Annotated in this window: 13 protein-coding genes; all 13 read right to left on the bottom strand. The window is 58.8% G+C overall.

The features are described 5' to 3' along the window. Position 1: 1 nt before the first annotated feature. Entirely contained in the window at positions 2-1801 is a 1800-nt protein-coding gene (locus CSV91_RS08240; protein ID WP_157758017.1) for a histidine kinase N-terminal 7TM domain-containing protein, read from the bottom strand. A gap of 226 nt (positions 1802-2027) precedes the next feature. Then, the gene (locus tag CSV91_RS08235; protein WP_099432490.1) at positions 2028-3458 is read right to left on the bottom strand and encodes a 6-phospho-beta-glucosidase; all 1431 of its coding nucleotides are present in this window, start codon (positions 3456-3458) and stop codon (positions 2028-2030) included. Positions 3459-3815: 357 nt separating this feature from the next. Next, positions 3816-4460: a DUF4867 family protein gene (locus CSV91_RS08230; protein ID WP_099432489.1), complete on the bottom strand. Its 645-nt coding sequence runs from the start codon at positions 4458-4460 to the stop codon at positions 3816-3818. Positions 4461-4583: 123 nt separating this feature from the next. Further along, positions 4584-5564 carry an alpha/beta hydrolase gene (locus CSV91_RS08225; RefSeq protein ID WP_099432488.1) on the bottom strand — a complete coding sequence of 327 codons (981 nt, stop codon included), beginning with the start codon at positions 5562-5564 and terminating at the stop codon, positions 4584-4586. Between the two features lie 105 nt (positions 5565-5669). Further along, a complete protein-coding gene (locus CSV91_RS08220) occupies positions 5670-7040 on the bottom strand; it encodes a PTS transporter subunit EIIC (protein ID WP_172622470.1) in 1371 nt (456 codons plus the stop codon). 68 nt (positions 7041-7108) lie between these two features. Next, complete coding sequence (locus CSV91_RS08215) at positions 7109-7948, bottom strand: PRD domain-containing protein (RefSeq protein ID WP_099432486.1); 840 nt, start codon at positions 7946-7948, stop codon at positions 7109-7111. Between the two features lie 199 nt (positions 7949-8147). Next, positions 8148-8636 carry an S-ribosylhomocysteine lyase gene (locus tag CSV91_RS08210; protein WP_099432485.1) on the bottom strand — a complete coding sequence of 163 codons (489 nt, stop codon included), beginning with the start codon at positions 8634-8636 and terminating at the stop codon, positions 8148-8150. Between the two features lie 169 nt (positions 8637-8805). Further along, positions 8806-10296 (bottom strand): FGGY family carbohydrate kinase, encoded by a 1491-nt coding sequence (locus CSV91_RS08205; RefSeq protein ID WP_099432484.1) that lies wholly within the window; start codon positions 10294-10296, stop codon positions 8806-8808. A gap of 56 nt (positions 10297-10352) precedes the next feature. Beyond that, on the bottom strand, positions 10353-11294 hold the full coding sequence (locus CSV91_RS08200) for a transketolase family protein (RefSeq protein WP_099432483.1): 942 nt from the start codon (positions 11292-11294) through the stop codon (positions 10353-10355). Next, positions 11287-12123: a transketolase gene (locus CSV91_RS08195; RefSeq protein ID WP_197736868.1), complete on the bottom strand. Its 837-nt coding sequence runs from the start codon at positions 12121-12123 to the stop codon at positions 11287-11289. The genes CSV91_RS08200 and CSV91_RS08195 overlap by 8 nt, the downstream gene beginning before the upstream one ends. 2 nt (positions 12124-12125) lie before the next feature. Continuing rightward, positions 12126-13526 (bottom strand): L-fucose/L-arabinose isomerase family protein, encoded by a 1401-nt coding sequence (locus tag CSV91_RS08190; RefSeq protein WP_099432482.1) that lies wholly within the window; start codon positions 13524-13526, stop codon positions 12126-12128. A gap of 282 nt (positions 13527-13808) precedes the next feature. Continuing rightward, positions 13809-14126, bottom strand: a complete 318-nt coding sequence (locus CSV91_RS08185; RefSeq protein ID WP_099432481.1) for a PTS lactose/cellobiose transporter subunit IIA — start codon at positions 14124-14126, stop codon at positions 13809-13811. 2 nt (positions 14127-14128) lie between these two features. After that, positions 14129-14431 (bottom strand): PTS sugar transporter subunit IIB, encoded by a 303-nt coding sequence (locus CSV91_RS08180; protein ID WP_099432480.1) that lies wholly within the window; start codon positions 14429-14431, stop codon positions 14129-14131. Positions 14432-14454: the final 23 nt, after the last annotated feature.

Below are 14454 nucleotides of genomic sequence, written 5' to 3'. Positions count from 1 at the left end.
GTCACTCACCCGCCCTCGGCATCAAGACGATCATGCGCAGCTGGCCGGACTCGCCCTCAAGGCGGTATGCCACGTTGCGCCCTTGCAGAGCGCTTTCGAGCTCTTGCGCAGCGGGCGTCTGCGAAAGATCTTCATCATCGTTGGAAAAAAGCGTGGCGCGCAGCTCGACACTGCACCGGTCATGGTCGCCCAAGTGATACATAAGCGCCGGATGGTCGGTGGTGTAGGCAAAAAACGCAAAGTCATACACGCAGTCGTACAGGGCGCTTACCGTACTGGCGTGCATCGGGCGCCGTATGGCGATAATCGAAGCGCAATCGACATCGATGGTGCGCAGGTCGCTTGCGAGCTCATTGGCAATGAGTTGAATGCGGTCGCGATCAAAACCGCTCTCCCCGTGCTGCGCCAACGTGAGCGACCCTTTGCGCTTGCAATAGGCGACGAGCATCTTGGCGCGCTGCAGCATGCGGTAACGCTCGTGTGAAGACGCCTCGTCGGTCAACGGTGGCAGCGAGCTCAGCAGGTCGTACATCTCTTCGAACGCGCGGGCAAGCGCCTGGTCCACGTCTTGGACTAGCAAGGTCTCGGCCTCTTGATCTGCCAGATGCGTCTTAAGATCGTAGTCGGCCGTGAGCAGCTCATTTTGGCGCTGCAGCTCCATGCGACGATGTGCCAGTTCACGGTTAAGCTCGTTGAGCTCCGACACGTCTTGGGCAAGCAGGGCCGATCCGCCCAGCAGTGGAAAGGCGCGATACATTACATCGGGATCGGACGCCACGGCAAAGGCATGGGCATGCCCGTGTTCCTGGGCCCGAAGCTCTTCGCACACGCCCGCCGGCATTGGCTTCGACACCGGTGTGGCATAGACTTCCTGCAGGTCGCGCGTTAGAACTTTGAGGTCGAGCGGCAAGGTATCGAAGATGCCAGCAATGTCGTGATATGACGGAATGACACCGCAATCGAGACAGATTTCCATCGCCACCACGCACAAGACGCAATAGACGAGCGAAAAGTTGAGCCTCCATGCCCAGGGCACGCGCAGAGCATACGAGATGGCAAAGAATGCGCCACCCAGCAGTACGAGCGCCGCCGTGCCCGAGAAACGCTGGATGCGAAAGGATGAGGACCGACCAACCAGGATAAAAAAGGCCACGAAGTCAAAGGCCGTCCACACTAAGACGGCGAAATAGCCCCAGCCGTACGTGTAATCGTTGCTCCAGGTGTCGCTTGCACGGTCAAAGTGGAATACCTGCCGGTGGAAATCGTTGGTGAGCACAAAACCGATAAGTAGGATGGCCACGACCCACAGGATGCTGCGATAGCGACGGCCCGCACGGTGTTGTTCCAGCCCCGCAAGGCGCAGGCCGCACAGCTGGTAGAGCAGCGGAATGAGCGTCATGGGCACGTAGTACAGGTACCACAGCACGGTGGCATAGAACGGTGTGAACGACTTGTATTTGAGGATGACCTCAATCATCCAGAGGGCGCAGATGGTGGCAACGGCAACAAGGCGGCGGCGCAACACATAGTCCAAACAGCGTAGATAGACCGATATACCCCAGATCGAAAATATAATTGCGGCGACAAGCAACGGGAGAGAGCTCGAGTGGACGAGCGCATCCACGACCTCTTCGGACACCTCGCTATAGGCGGGCACGGCGTTGGAAAGCTTGGGGTCGGAGGCAAACAGCGCCGGCAAGACTGCCAAAAGCATGAGGAACAGCACGGTGATGGCGCCGGCGATAGCAAAGACGCGGTGACGGTACACCTGATGTGTTATACCAACAAGGAATCGCGGCATGGCGAAGAGCCTGCCGCCCCTGGGATCCGCCACGGGTGCGGATCGGGCGGCCGCGTGGCCGATATGTCGCTCGCGGGTACCCATAGTGCTTTTAGTGTACCGACAGGCAGGCCCAAAAAGCGGGCCACATGTCCCAAAATCCGCCGACGGCGAGGCGCCCGGCAAGCATTAACTGCTCGCCGGGCGCCTTGATCAGGAGACTCTGAAGTCGAGTGTCTCAGCTTCCTTAGGAAAGGTCCTCACCATTAGAAGCAATAACCTTCTTGTACCAATCGAAGCTCTTCTTTTTGGAACGCTTGAGAGTGCCGTTGCCCGCGTCGTCGCGGTCGACGTAGATAAAGCCGTAGCGCTTGGACATCTCGCCCGTCGAGGCACTCACCAGGTCGATGCAGCCCCAGGATGTGTAGCCCATCAGGTCCACGCCGTCCTCGGTCACGGCATCACGCATGGCCTGGATGTGCTGGCGCAGGTAATCGATGCGGTAGTCGTCGTTGATGGAGCCGTCCTCTTCGACAACGTCCTTGGCGCCCAAACCATTCTCGACCACAAACAGCGGCTTTTGATAGCGGTCGTACATGTCGTTGAGCGTGATGCGGAAGCCCATGGGGTCGATTGCCCAGCCCCACTGGCTCTCCTGCAGGTAGGGGTTCTTGGCACCGGCGAAGGCGTTGCCCTGGGTCCTCTCGACATCGGGGTTGTCGACACCGGCGGAGCAGCGGGTGCTGTAGTAGCTAAAGCTGATAAAGTCGACCGTGTTCTCGGCAAGGATCTGTTTGTCCTCGTCGGTCATCCCCACGTCGATGCCCTCGCGCTCAAACTTCTTGAGTGCCCACGCCGGATAGTAGCCACGGCTCTGAACGTCCACAAAGAAGTAGTTCTGCTGGTTATCGAGCTGTGCGGCGCGTACGTCGCCCGGACGGCAGCTGTAGGGGTAGTAGGTGCCGGCGGCAAGCATGCAGCCGATCATCGCGTCGGGGTCGATCTCGCGGGCGATCTTGGTGGCCCAGGCGCTCGCCACGAGCTCGTTGTGCGCAGCGATGAACTTGGCCTCCTCGCGGTTCTCGCCCTCCTCAAAGACCAGACCGGCGCCCATAAACGGCAGGTGCAGAATCATATTGATCTCGTTGAAGGTGAGCCAATACTTGACCAGGCCCTTGTAGCGGGTGAAGAGCACCGTCGCGAGGTTCTTGTAGAAGTCGATGAGCTTGCGGTTGCGCCAGCCGCCGTACTCCTTGATGAGGTGGATCGGGCAGTCGAAGTGCGTGATGGTCACGAGCGGCTCGATGCCATACTTCTTGCACTCGCGGAACACGTCCTCGTAGAAGGCCAGACCGGCCTCGTTGGGCTCGGTCTCGTCACCGTTGGGGAAGATACGGGTCCAGGCCAGGCTCATGCGGAAGGTCTTAAAGCCCATCTCGGCAAAGAGGGCGATGTCCTCCTTGTAGTGGTGATAGAAGTCGATGGCTCCGTGCGCCGGATAATAATGGTCGGCATCGCATTCGAGCATCTTGAGGTCACCGAGGCAGACCGGGAAGCGGTCCTTGCCGTGCGGGACCACGTCCACGTTGGCCAGGCCGCGGCCATCCACATCGTAAGCGCCCTCGCACTGGTTGGCAGCCGTCGCGCCGCCCCACAGGAAGTCTTTACGGAAAGCCATGCATCAATCCTTTCACACGCTGCTTGTCGTGGCTTCAGTATCCCCGTAAGCAGCGCGCTACTCAACGGCAACGGCGCAGGTCGACACTTCTTTTCGCGCACAGACGCCCGGCAGCCGCCCCCGTCTGACACTTTTTGATACCTGCCCGTCCAAACCGCCAACCACCACAAAGGGGACAGGCACCTTTGTGGTGGTTTGGGCAGGTTTGTCTCGATCTGTAACAGGTAGACCGCCAAAACCGGGCCTGGTGTTACAGATCGAGATCTTTCGGGCACCCTCTGCGGTTTATCTCAATCTGTAACAGGAAGAGACGATTTGGCCCGTCAGATGTTACAGATCGAGACAAACAGGAAGCCCCTAGTCGCAGGTGATGTCGAGGTTCTTGCCGACGAGACCCACGTAGCCGCCCTCGGCAGCCTTGGGGCTGTCGGCGTGGCAGAGAACCCACTTGTCGGCCTTCCAGTAGCAGTAGCTGTCGCCGACCGCGGGCATGTCGGCTGCGGCCTCGGGGCGCGGACCATTGGTGCCGGCGGGCAGCGCAACCATCACTTGGAAGCCGCCGTCGTCGACCATGCAGGGCGTGTAGTGAAGCGTGGTGTTGAAGACTTCGACGACCTTGCCCGCCGGCACGCGGAACGCCTTGACGCACGCGGTGTCGAGCTTGCCGTCCTCGATCTCCCAGCGATGCGCCACGAGCAGGATAAAGTCGCGGGCGCCCAGGTTAAACTCGCTGGCGCGGTGATACTCCAGGCAGTTGAGCTGCGTGTTGTGGCCGTTGCACCAGCCGAGCTGGAAGGGGCGGCCGCCAAACATGAGAAAGCCCAGTTTGCCGGCATCCTTGACGCCCTCGAGCTCCGGCGCACTTGCTACGTACTTGCTGCCCTCGGGGATGGGCGTGGCCGCAAGCGCCTCGACAAGCGGGGCGGTCAGGTTGGACGGCACGTCATCCCACACTCGACCATAGGATTTGAACTCGGGATCTGATACAGAGTAGATATGCATGTTCGCTCCTGTTCGTTTATGTGACAGTATGAACATTCTAGAACATCATTCATCCACGACCACGATCAATACCGAAAACATTGCATGACGAAATCACCCGCTCAAAAAGCGACATGCAGCTTCCTAGTCGAGATAATCTTTAAGAAACTCAATAACGCTCATACACCAGTAGTCGGTCTCCGGCGCATGGGGCTTCATCAATGCGTGCCCCCCTTCTGAATACATGACTCCCTCATGGTGTACTCCAGCTGCATCCAGAGCATCGACCATCTTTTCATAATTGTCGGGCGATACAATATCATCGTCAGCGCATTGCCAAAGATATGTCGGAGGATACTGCTCCCACACATGCTGATTAATACAGAAATCATCGAGCGAGTCGCGACCAGCCCCGCCGCACACCGAATCAAGAAATCTATTGTCTGATGCGTTCTCAAAGCCATGAAGATCAATCGGTGCATAACACAGGGCCAAGGCTTTTGGCGCCTCGCATCCGTAGGACGCAAATCCCTTGTTGTCCGTCCCCCACTCGGCAGTTAAATGCGCACCAGCAGAAAAGCCGATAACTGCATAACTTTTTGCGACATTAAATTTCGCTGAATTCTCCAGGACAAAACGGACGGCTCGATTTAAATCGTCGATTGGGCGCGGCATCAAAGGCTCGACCCTCACCCTGTATGACAGCACGAACACGTTATAGCCCGCATCGTTGAGCTCGGGGGCAACGGGAAAGCCTTCCACTTGATGACAAACGCTCTGATAACCTCCGCCCGAAACCGCAATGATAAAGGGAGCCCTAGGTCTCCCGGGAAAGAAGAACAGTTTCGTATTGCGCCGAGTCGGATCACGGATGCAGTCGGCTTCATCCCAAATATCGTAGGCAACCTGCCTCCCGTCATCCACGAGCTCGACAATTCGATTCAATCCACGCAAAACACGAGCAGTTTCATATGGATTAGCATCAGAATTCATATGAGACACAATGGGTTTATTCCACATGCGCTCCCAAGTTAAAGGCCGGCAAAGCATAAGGTGCTCGCCAAAGCCAGCGAACTCAGGAAGGAGCGCGATTTCGCCAAACGTCATATCGGCAGTAATTGTCATAGCTAGTCACTCCAAAAATGAGGGTGGGCTCGCGTGAATCAACGGCAAGCCCACCACATGCAATCTGCCGCGGGGTTTTCGGCAGCTTACATCCCGAATAATTGTCTACTCCACTACTGCCTCTTCATCAGGGCGATACAGGATGTAAACGAGAACGAAGTTAAGAATTAAACCGACGACATTGCAAAGAATTGCGCCGATGAGGCTGCTCATATCACCAGAAGGATCCATATAACCGGGAAAGCTAAAAATGCCGCTCGACGTCATAACGAACGTACAGGTGTTGAAAATCGCCGGAATAACAGCACTGATTGCTCCGGCGACCATGGAAGCGATAATGATCTTCTTGTGCTCCAAGATGATGCCGTACAGCGCCGGTTCCGTAATCCCGAAAAAGCCCGTAATGGCACAGCTGAACCCAAGACTCTTTTCACTCGGGTCCTTCGAGCGGAGAGCAAACGCCAAACAAGCGCCGACAACACCCATGCTGCAGCAGAGAAGTCCAAGGATAGGATCGGAGCCGACGGTCATAATATTGTTGATGGAAAGCACGATCAGGGCCCAATGGAGTCCAAGGGGGATCATAACGAGACCGAATATCGGCCCGAGAATAACGCCGCAAAGAACGGGGCTGAACTGATAGACCGCCAGCACTGCAGACGCAAGCAAAGAGCTCGCCTGCTGAATAACGGGACCGATCACAAGGAGCGAGACGGGGGCGGCAACAGCAACCGTCAGGAACGGGACGAGCGCAAATGCCACAACATCGGGAAGAACCGCCCGCAGCCACTTATTAAGAACGGATGCGAACCAAGCCGCCACGATAGCAGGAAACACCGTGGAGGAATAGCTCACCATTGTGAACTTCATGCCGAGCAGATCCAGCGCATCGCCCGCTCCGGCCGCAGCAACGAAAGTCGGATAAACCAGGATTGCGCCGAGTACCGCACCGATATATCGATCGGTTCCAAAGAACTGAGCAGCAGATGATCCGACAAGAACGGGCATGAAATACATGCAGGCATTTCCCATGCCGTACAGCAGAGTGTATATTCCGCTCTCGGCGGAAACAGCACCCGCCGTCGTCAGAATACTAAGGATGGCGTTTATCATTCCGCATGCGATCAAGGCAGGAAGAACGGGCATCATGATGCCGCTGATGAACTTCATTAGCTTTCCCAGAAAGCCCTTAGTCTCTCCTTCGCTTGCCTCGGAATCTCCGGCATCAATCCCGGTTTCCTTGGCAACGATTTCATAGACCTTATCGACCTTAGGTCCCACAATCACCTGATATTGCCCCGCGGAATGGCGAATGTCGATCACGCCATCAATCGCCTTGACTTTTGCATCGTCTACGATGCTTTCGTCCTTAAGGTTGAACCTTAAACGAGTCATGCAGTGAGCTACAAATGTAACGTTGTCTGTGCCGCCCACCATCTCGAGAATCTCGGCAGCGAGCTTGGTTGTATCTGCCATAAATACCATTTCTCCCATGTTGAGTTTTATATGTAACCATCAGCAAAGCGCGCGCCTTTGCCAACTAATTACCTTGTTTTCGATGCAATTCGATTGATGTGCATCATGAGGTAGAGTCTTTCTTCGTCTATAAGTTCCCGCCCCGTCAGTCGGCTGAGAACAGAAGCAATATCATCGGCGCACATTGATGCCACCGGATATTCTTTTTTGAGCGAGAGGTACATCTTGCGGTTGTCGCTCACGATGCTTTCGCCAGAGTTCAACCTATTGAATAAGTACTGAAGATGGGTTGCGAACCTTGCGTAATCGAAACCTTCCCGATCAACTTGAATGCCAAGCCGATTTTCAACAGCAACGGTTGACTCCTCCAGAACACGATCATAGATATCTGCGCTAAACTCTTTAACTACTTCGCATGAGTCCGAATCGGCCATGTTATTGATAAACGCCATGGCAATTCCAACTGCCTCATGAGCTGGAAGCCTAACGTTAAGACGTTTCCTGATTATCCTAAGTGCATACTCGCCGATTTTAAATTCGACGGGATATTGTTGGCGGACATCAAACGATAAAGGCATGCGGACAACGATATTTTGCTCTTTGCGCTTAACCGCATACGCGATATGGTCCGCAAGGATAAATGGCAAATTAGGGCTCACCTCATAAGGCAGCAAACCTGTCGACATATCAATAACATCCGAGGTAAGCTCGAGAAGCTCGTCGGGGACCTCGTCAACGAGAGCGATGTAGCGAGAGCTAACGTTATAAAACGTTCGTTGAATCTCCGAAAGAGGGACCTCGTCTCCGACATTCTTAAACCCCAGACCACGGCCGAATGCAACCAACTGTCTGCCATTTCCATCGACGCAGAGGACAGCGCTGGTATTAATTCGTTTAACAATTTCCATGTGCCCCCCTAAACAGAACAAGGCTCCCGAAGCAGAATCCGACAATCAATGTCAACAGATGCTGCTTCAGGAGCCTTGCCTGAATATCACTCTGAGAACTAGTTTAAGCGAGCTAGTGCTAATGACCTCGAATAAACACTTCTAAACAGTTAAACGGTCGATATCTCCGTGTGAACGGTTTGGAGGCAGAGGGCGGCCCTTATGCCTGCTGATAATGCAGGTGCTTCTCGTCGATATCGGCCAGGTCACGGTCGAGATAGCGACGCGCGAGCCAGTTAGCCATGGGAAGGTTCTGGTCCAGGTAGTTGCCGCACTCTTCGGGAGCGGCTCCGGGGACATCGCCCTCAAAGCTGGCGACAAACTCGAACAGCTCACGCACGAGCGGCAGAATCTCCTCGCTCGTCAGCTCACCAAAAACAACCAGGTAAAAGCCCGTGCGGCAGCCCATGGGACCAAAGTAGACAATGCGGCTCGACCACTCGGCATGATTGCGAAGGAACGTCGCGCCCAGGTGCTCGATGGTGTGGCACTCGGCCGTGTTCATGACCGGCTCCTTGTTGGGCGTGGTCAGGCGCAGGTCAAACGTGGTGACGGCGGCGCCGGTCGCCGGATCGCGGTCGATGCGGCTCACGTACACGCCGGGCTCAAGCAGCAGATGGTCAACGGAAAAACTCGCGATACGCTCCATGGCAGATCCTCTCGATAGTCAATTTAGGACGGGGCTCTTTTAGCTGGTTGGAATGGTCGCACCAATCATACCAGTCAAAAAAGCCCCGTCCCAAATGAGCTGCCAAGGACGGGGATCAATGAGTTTTTAATCCCCGTCCCAGAAAAATCCTTGGGCGCCGCGCAGCCGCCTAGGCAGTGTATGCAATTGTGGCGTCGACAGCATGGCGCCAGCCGGCGATCTTTTTGGCTCGTTCGTCGGCAGACATGGCAGGCTCCACGATGCCGCGGGCGCCGTAGACGTCAACGACGTCGCGCGTGTACATGCCCAGCGCAATGCCGCAGGCCCAAGCCGCACCCAGACCGCTCATCTCGTCGTTGCTCGCAATGCGGATGGGCGAGCCGACCAGGTCGCTCTCAAACTGCATCAGGTACGCGTCGCGCGTGGGACCGCCGTCAACACGAAGCTCGGCCAGTGCCGCGCCCGAATCCTCGACCATCGCATCGATCACGTCGAAGATCTGATAGGCGATCGACTCGTCGGCGGCCTTTACGAACTCCGCACGGCCCGTGGTGCGCGTCATGCCAAAGACGCAGCCCTCGGCATCGCTCGCCCAGTGCGGCGCGCCCAGGCCAGTGAACGCCGGCACAAAGTAGACGCGGCTCGCCGGATTGGCGGCGTAGCACAGGTCGGTGACTTCCTCGGGATTGTTGATGAGCTCCAGATCGTCGCGCAGCCACGTCTTGACGGCGCCGGCGTAGCTCACGTTGCCCTCGAGCACGTACTCGGTCACGCCGTCCATGCGCCATGCGAGCGAGCTCGAAAGCCCGTGCGAGCTGGCGACGAACTCGTCGCCGACGTTCATCATGACCGAGCTGCCGGTGCCATAGGTCGCCTTGGCCATGCCGCGGCTATGGCAGCCCTGCGCAAACAAGGCGGCATGGCTGTCGCCGAGCACGCCGTGAATGGGCACGGGTGCCGGCAAAAAGCCGCCCAGGTCCGTCATGCCGAACAGGCCATCGGAATCGGTCACCTGTGGCAGGCAGGCCACGTCAACGCCAAAGGCCTCGCACACCGGCTCGCTCCAGCAGCCACGGCGCAGGTCAAAGAGTTGCGTGCGGCTGGCGTTGGACCAGTCGCAGCGGAACTCCGCGCCGCCCGTGAGCGTCCAGACCACCCAGGCATCGATGGTGCCCAGGCACAGCTCGCCCGCTGCAGCGGCCTCGGCAGCCGCGGGAACGTTCGCGAGGATCCAGGCCATCTTGCCCGCCGGGTAGTAGGGCGAGAGCACTAGACCCGTCGTGTCGCGCACCAGCTCGGCCACGCCCTCGCGCGCGGCCAGCTCGTCGCACAGCTCGCGGGCGCGGGCGCACTGCCACACCACGGCGTCGCACAGCGGCTCGCCCGTCGTGCGGTTCCAGGCAACGGTGGTCTCGCGCTGGTTGGAGATGCCGATGCCGGCGACGTCGGCCGGATCGACCCCGGTCTCCTCCACCACGGCGCGCGCCACGGCCAGCACGTTGGCGGCGATCTCGGCTGGATCATGGCTCACCCAGCCGGCCTCGTTGACAATCTGGCGATGCGAGCGATCGGCACGATGAATCAAATGGCCGCCCTCGTCCACCAGCAGCGCCTTGGTGCCCTGCGTGGATTGATCGATTCCGATGATGTAGCGGCCCATGGCCACCCCTTTCAAAACGAATGTGACAAAGGGGCGGTCCCTTTGTCACATTCCAGTTACTCTGCGGGCAAGAACTCGGCGACGGTCTGCGCGATTCCGGCACCCGTCAGGCCGTAGTGCGCAAAGACCTCGGGGCTCGTACCGGTGATGACCGGCGCGTCGGGCAGGGAGAGGCACTTGACCGGACGCGGGCAATGCTCGCCCACGACCTGCGCGACCATGGAACCCAGGCCGCCGAAGGGGCTGTGCTCCTCGACGGTCACGACGGCGCGCGTGGCGCCGGCGGCCTCGATCACGGCCTCGGCGTCGAGCGGCTTGACGCAGTACATGTCGAGCACCGTTGCCGAGATTCCCTGCTCGGCCAGCAGATCGGCGGCGTCCACGGCGTGGCGGACCATCTCGCCGGTGGCGACGAGCGTCACATCGGTGCCGCGACGCACCCAGGTGGCGCGATCCATCTGGAACGGACACTCGTCCTCGGTGTACACGTCCTCGACCGGGTTGCGCCCCACGCGGATGTAGGCCGGCTTGTTGTCGGCTACCAGGGCGCGCACAAGCTCGGCGGTCTGGAAGCGGTCGCTCGGCAAATACACGCGCATGTTGGGAATCGCGCTCATAGCGGCGATATCCTGCGCAGAATGGTGGCTCATACCCAGGGCGCCATAGGACACGCCGCCCGAGATGCCGATGAGCTTGACGTTGGTGTTGGAGTACGAGACATCGACCTTGCACTGCTCATACGAACGCGTGGTCACAAAGGACGCCGGCGAGGCGGCCCAGGCCTTCTTACCGCACGAGGCCATGCCGGCAGCGATGCTCACCAGGTCCTGCTCGGCAATGCCGACCTCAATGGACTGCTGGGGATACTGATCGAAGAACGGCGTGAGCGACGCGGAGCCGCGGGAGTCGGAGCACAGGACGACGATGTCTTTATCGGTTGCGGCGGCCTCGAGCAGCGTGTCGCAGATAACCTTGCGGTTGGCGATCTTGTTAGCCATTGATAGCCTCCTTATGGGCAGCGAAATCGGCGATGATCTGGGCATATTCCTCATCGTTGGGCAGGTGATGATGCCAGGCGGCCTTGTCCTCCATAACCGGCGAGCCGTAGCCCTTCACCGTGTTGAGGATGATGACCGTGGGCTTACCCTTGGTCTCGGCGGCCAGCGTCAGCGCGGCGTCGATGGCCTGGACGTCGTTGCCCGGAATGGACAGCACGTTCCAACCGAAGGCGGCCCAGCGCTCCTCCTGCGAATCCTGCTTCATGACGTCCTCGGTGCTGCCGCTGATCTGCAGGCGGTTGCGGTCCACGAGCGCGCACAGGTTATCGAGCTGGTAGTTGCCGCCGCTCATGGCGCCCTCCCAGACCGAGCCCTCGGCAAGCTCGCCGTCGCCCATGATGGTGTAGACGCGGTAGTCGCGGCCATCCATCTTGCCGGCAAGCGCCATCCCGACGGCCACGGGCAGGCCGTGACCCAGCGAGCCCGAGTTCATCTCGATGCCCTTGAGCTTGTTGTTGGGGTGGCCGATGTAGGGGCTGCCGAACTTGGAGAAGCGGGCCTTGACGTCATCGAGGTCAAGATAGCCCTCGTGGCAGAGCACCGCGTAGTAGGCCTCCATGGCGTGGCCCTTGGAGAGCACGAAGCGATCGCGGTTGGGATCGTCGACGGTCTCGGGAGAAATGTTGAGGTGGTTGGCGTAGAGGGTCATGAGGGCATCGATGACCGACATGTCGCCGCCGATGTGCCCGCCGGCGCCAGCCATGATGATATCGACGCAATCGCGGCGAAGGTCCCAACGCAGGGATTCAAGCTCTTCGATAGTTGCCATTTCTACTCTCCTCGCAGGTAAGCTTTGACGTCTTCTTCGATGGGATCGTACAGGTCGGGGACAATGCCGATGTACTTGCACGCCTCGTAGAGCACCGGCACCACGTTGGCGTGGATGGCGACACAGTGGTGGATGTAGGGACCCTCGACGATCTTGGCCTCGAGGCGCTTGAGGTTTTCGACCTCGACCCACAGGTAGGTGCCCATGCCGGCCGGGCCGTCGATGCCGCGGGCGTTGCCCAGCAGCAGCGAGTACTCGCCGTTGTCGCCGTCAAAGCGGGCAAGGGTGAGGTCGCCGTGCTTGGCCTCGGCCGTCAGCGCGCCGGGGTGATCGAAAGCCAGCGGGTAAGTGAGCTTGGGCTTGACGGCCGCGCAGCTGCAGGGCCAGGGGCCGCAGTGCTGCAGCAGCTCGCCGTTCTCGTTGTCGGGATGACGCACGGTCCAGTCGGCAAACATGCCGCGGTGACGGCCCAGGTCGGCGGCCTCGACCATCAGCGCGGTGATGGCGCCGTGGATATCGGTCTCGCAGACGACGGGGATACCCATCTCGTTGAGGATGGCATTGGCGGCGCAGGGCATAATGCCCAGCTCGTCCTGCAGGGCGTTCCAGCACTGGATGGCACCGGCGTTGCAGCCGTACTTCTCGACCAAGCGCTTCATGGCAATGGCAAGACCGGCCACAGCGGGGACCTTATCCTCGGGGATGCAGATCTCAAAGCTGTCGGCAATGTGGGTGAGCATGGCTGCCATGGCCTGCTCGTCGGCCTGGGCGTCGCGCACGGCCTGGACAAGCTCGGTCATGGGGATGGGCGAAAGCTGAATGTTGAACTTCTCGAGCAGCTCGCCCTCGTTGCACATGGTGGACCAGAAATCGAACGGACGGGTGGCCATCTGCAGGATGCGGGTGTGCTTGAAAGTCTTGACCACGTTGCACACGGCCAAAAAGTCCCAGACACCGCGCTCGAACTCGGGATCGGTCAGACGGCAGTTGGTCATGTAGGTGAAGGGAACCTGGAAGCGACGCAGGACCTTGCCGGTCGCAAACAGGCCGCACTGGCTGTCGCGCAGACGAGTGCCGTCGGGCTCGGGGCGCTCGTCGCGCGGGCCCCACAGCAGCACGGGCAAGCCGAGCTCGCGGGCAAGGCGGGCGCAGACATACTCGGTACCAAAGTTGGCGTGGCAGAGCATGATGCCGTCGACGCCCTCGGCGCGGAACTTCTCGACGATAGGCGCGATATGGCTGTCGTCGAATAGCAGGCCCTCGTCGTTGATGTCGTCGATATCCACGATGTCGACGCCGATCTCGCGCAGGCGATCAGCCGTCAGGCCGCGATACTTGATCGCGTCCGGCGCGCTAAAGATACTGCGGCGCGTGGGCACAAAGCCGAGCTTGATCTTATCCATGTACGTCCTCCCCTAATCACATGTTCAGTAAACAGATGTGTGTTTCGTTTTGTTCTGTTTACTAAATATTTTACTCTTTTGTTTAAAAGTTTAGCGCGAAAGTCTCGTAAACGGTAGAGAAATCAGCCTAAACGGTATGTAAACAATCTGAACATACAAGGGCAACAAAAAGAGGGCCCCGAAGGACCCTCTCTATCCGCATATGTATGTACGCGAAATCAATACCGCCCTATTCCCGCGAGCACACCGCCCGCGGGGGTAATCTGGCTGCAAGGCCCGTGGTTACGCGCCCATCTTGCGATAGACGTCCACGAACTCCTTGGCAAGGATGCCAAAGCCCTCGGCACTCATAAGCTGATCCTCGGCATGGACAACCAAAAGATCGATGCTCAGGTTCTCGCCAGCTGCAGTCTGCTGGACAAGGCCACCGTGAGCCGCGTGACCCTCGGCATAGTGCTGCTGGCCCTCGGCGATCTTCGCCTCGGCCTCTTCGAACTTGCCGTCACGAGCTAGGTGAATCGCATCGATGTAGCAGGTGCGCGCGCAACCGACGCCCGCAATGATCTGAAAGCTCTGAAGCTGAATCTCTTCTGCCGTCATACCTACAGTCCCATCAGTTCCTTGGCCTGGGCCAGAGCCTTGACGCCGTCCATCATGCCGTAGATGGCCATGGGGATCACGCCGACCGGTACCTCGGGGCACGCGGCAGAGACCTCGTCCTTGGCATAGCCAACCTGCGGCCCAAGCAGGATGCAGTCGGCATTGCGGCCGATGGTGGCAGCCTCGCTGACGGCGTGGGCGGAGACCTCGCACTCCAAGCCCTCGGCGTCGGCAGCCTTCTTGATGTTCTTCATGATGATGCTCGTGGACATGCCACCGGCGCACATAAGAACGATGTTTTTCATTGCAGTTCCTTTCCTGTAACCCC

It is taken from the genome of Collinsella aerofaciens (assembly GCF_002736145.1).
Taxonomy (GTDB): domain Bacteria; phylum Actinomycetota; class Coriobacteriia; order Coriobacteriales; family Coriobacteriaceae; genus Collinsella; species Collinsella aerofaciens_A.
This window is presented reverse-complemented; position numbering and strand designations above follow the sequence as displayed.

Bases quoted from the DNA above. Each gene is read 5' to 3' on its own strand.
- CSV91_RS08240 (WP_157758017.1), bottom strand. From the start codon at position 1,801: ATGCCGCGATTCCTTGTTGGTATAACACATCAGGTGTACCGTCACCGC.
- CSV91_RS08235 (WP_099432490.1), bottom strand. From the start codon at position 3,458: ATGGCTTTCCGTAAAGACTTCCTGTGGGGCGGCGCGACGGCTGCCAAC.
- CSV91_RS08230 (WP_099432489.1), bottom strand. From the start codon at position 4,460: ATGCATATCTACTCTGTATCAGATCCCGAGTTCAAATCCTATGGTCGA.
- CSV91_RS08225 (WP_099432488.1), bottom strand. From the start codon at position 5,564: ATGACAATTACTGCCGATATGACGTTTGGCGAAATCGCGCTCCTTCCT.
- CSV91_RS08220 (WP_172622470.1), bottom strand. From the start codon at position 7,040: ATGGCAGATACAACCAAGCTCGCTGCCGAGATTCTCGAGATGGTGGGC.
- CSV91_RS08215 (WP_099432486.1), bottom strand. From the start codon at position 7,948: ATGGAAATTGTTAAACGAATTAATACCAGCGCTGTCCTCTGCGTCGAT.
- CSV91_RS08210 (WP_099432485.1), bottom strand. From the start codon at position 8,636: ATGGAGCGTATCGCGAGTTTTTCCGTTGACCATCTGCTGCTTGAGCCC.
- CSV91_RS08205 (WP_099432484.1), bottom strand. From the start codon at position 10,296: ATGGGCCGCTACATCATCGGAATCGATCAATCCACGCAGGGCACCAAG.
- CSV91_RS08200 (WP_099432483.1), bottom strand. From the start codon at position 11,294: ATGGCTAACAAGATCGCCAACCGCAAGGTTATCTGCGACACGCTGCTC.
- CSV91_RS08195 (WP_197736868.1), bottom strand. From the start codon at position 12,123: ATGGCAACTATCGAAGAGCTTGAATCCCTGCGTTGGGACCTTCGCCGC.
- CSV91_RS08190 (WP_099432482.1), bottom strand. From the start codon at position 13,526: ATGGATAAGATCAAGCTCGGCTTTGTGCCCACGCGCCGCAGTATCTTT.
- CSV91_RS08185 (WP_099432481.1), bottom strand. From the start codon at position 14,126: ATGACGGCAGAAGAGATTCAGCTTCAGAGCTTTCAGATCATTGCGGGC.
- CSV91_RS08180 (WP_099432480.1), bottom strand. From the start codon at position 14,431: ATGAAAAACATCGTTCTTATGTGCGCCGGTGGCATGTCCACGAGCATC.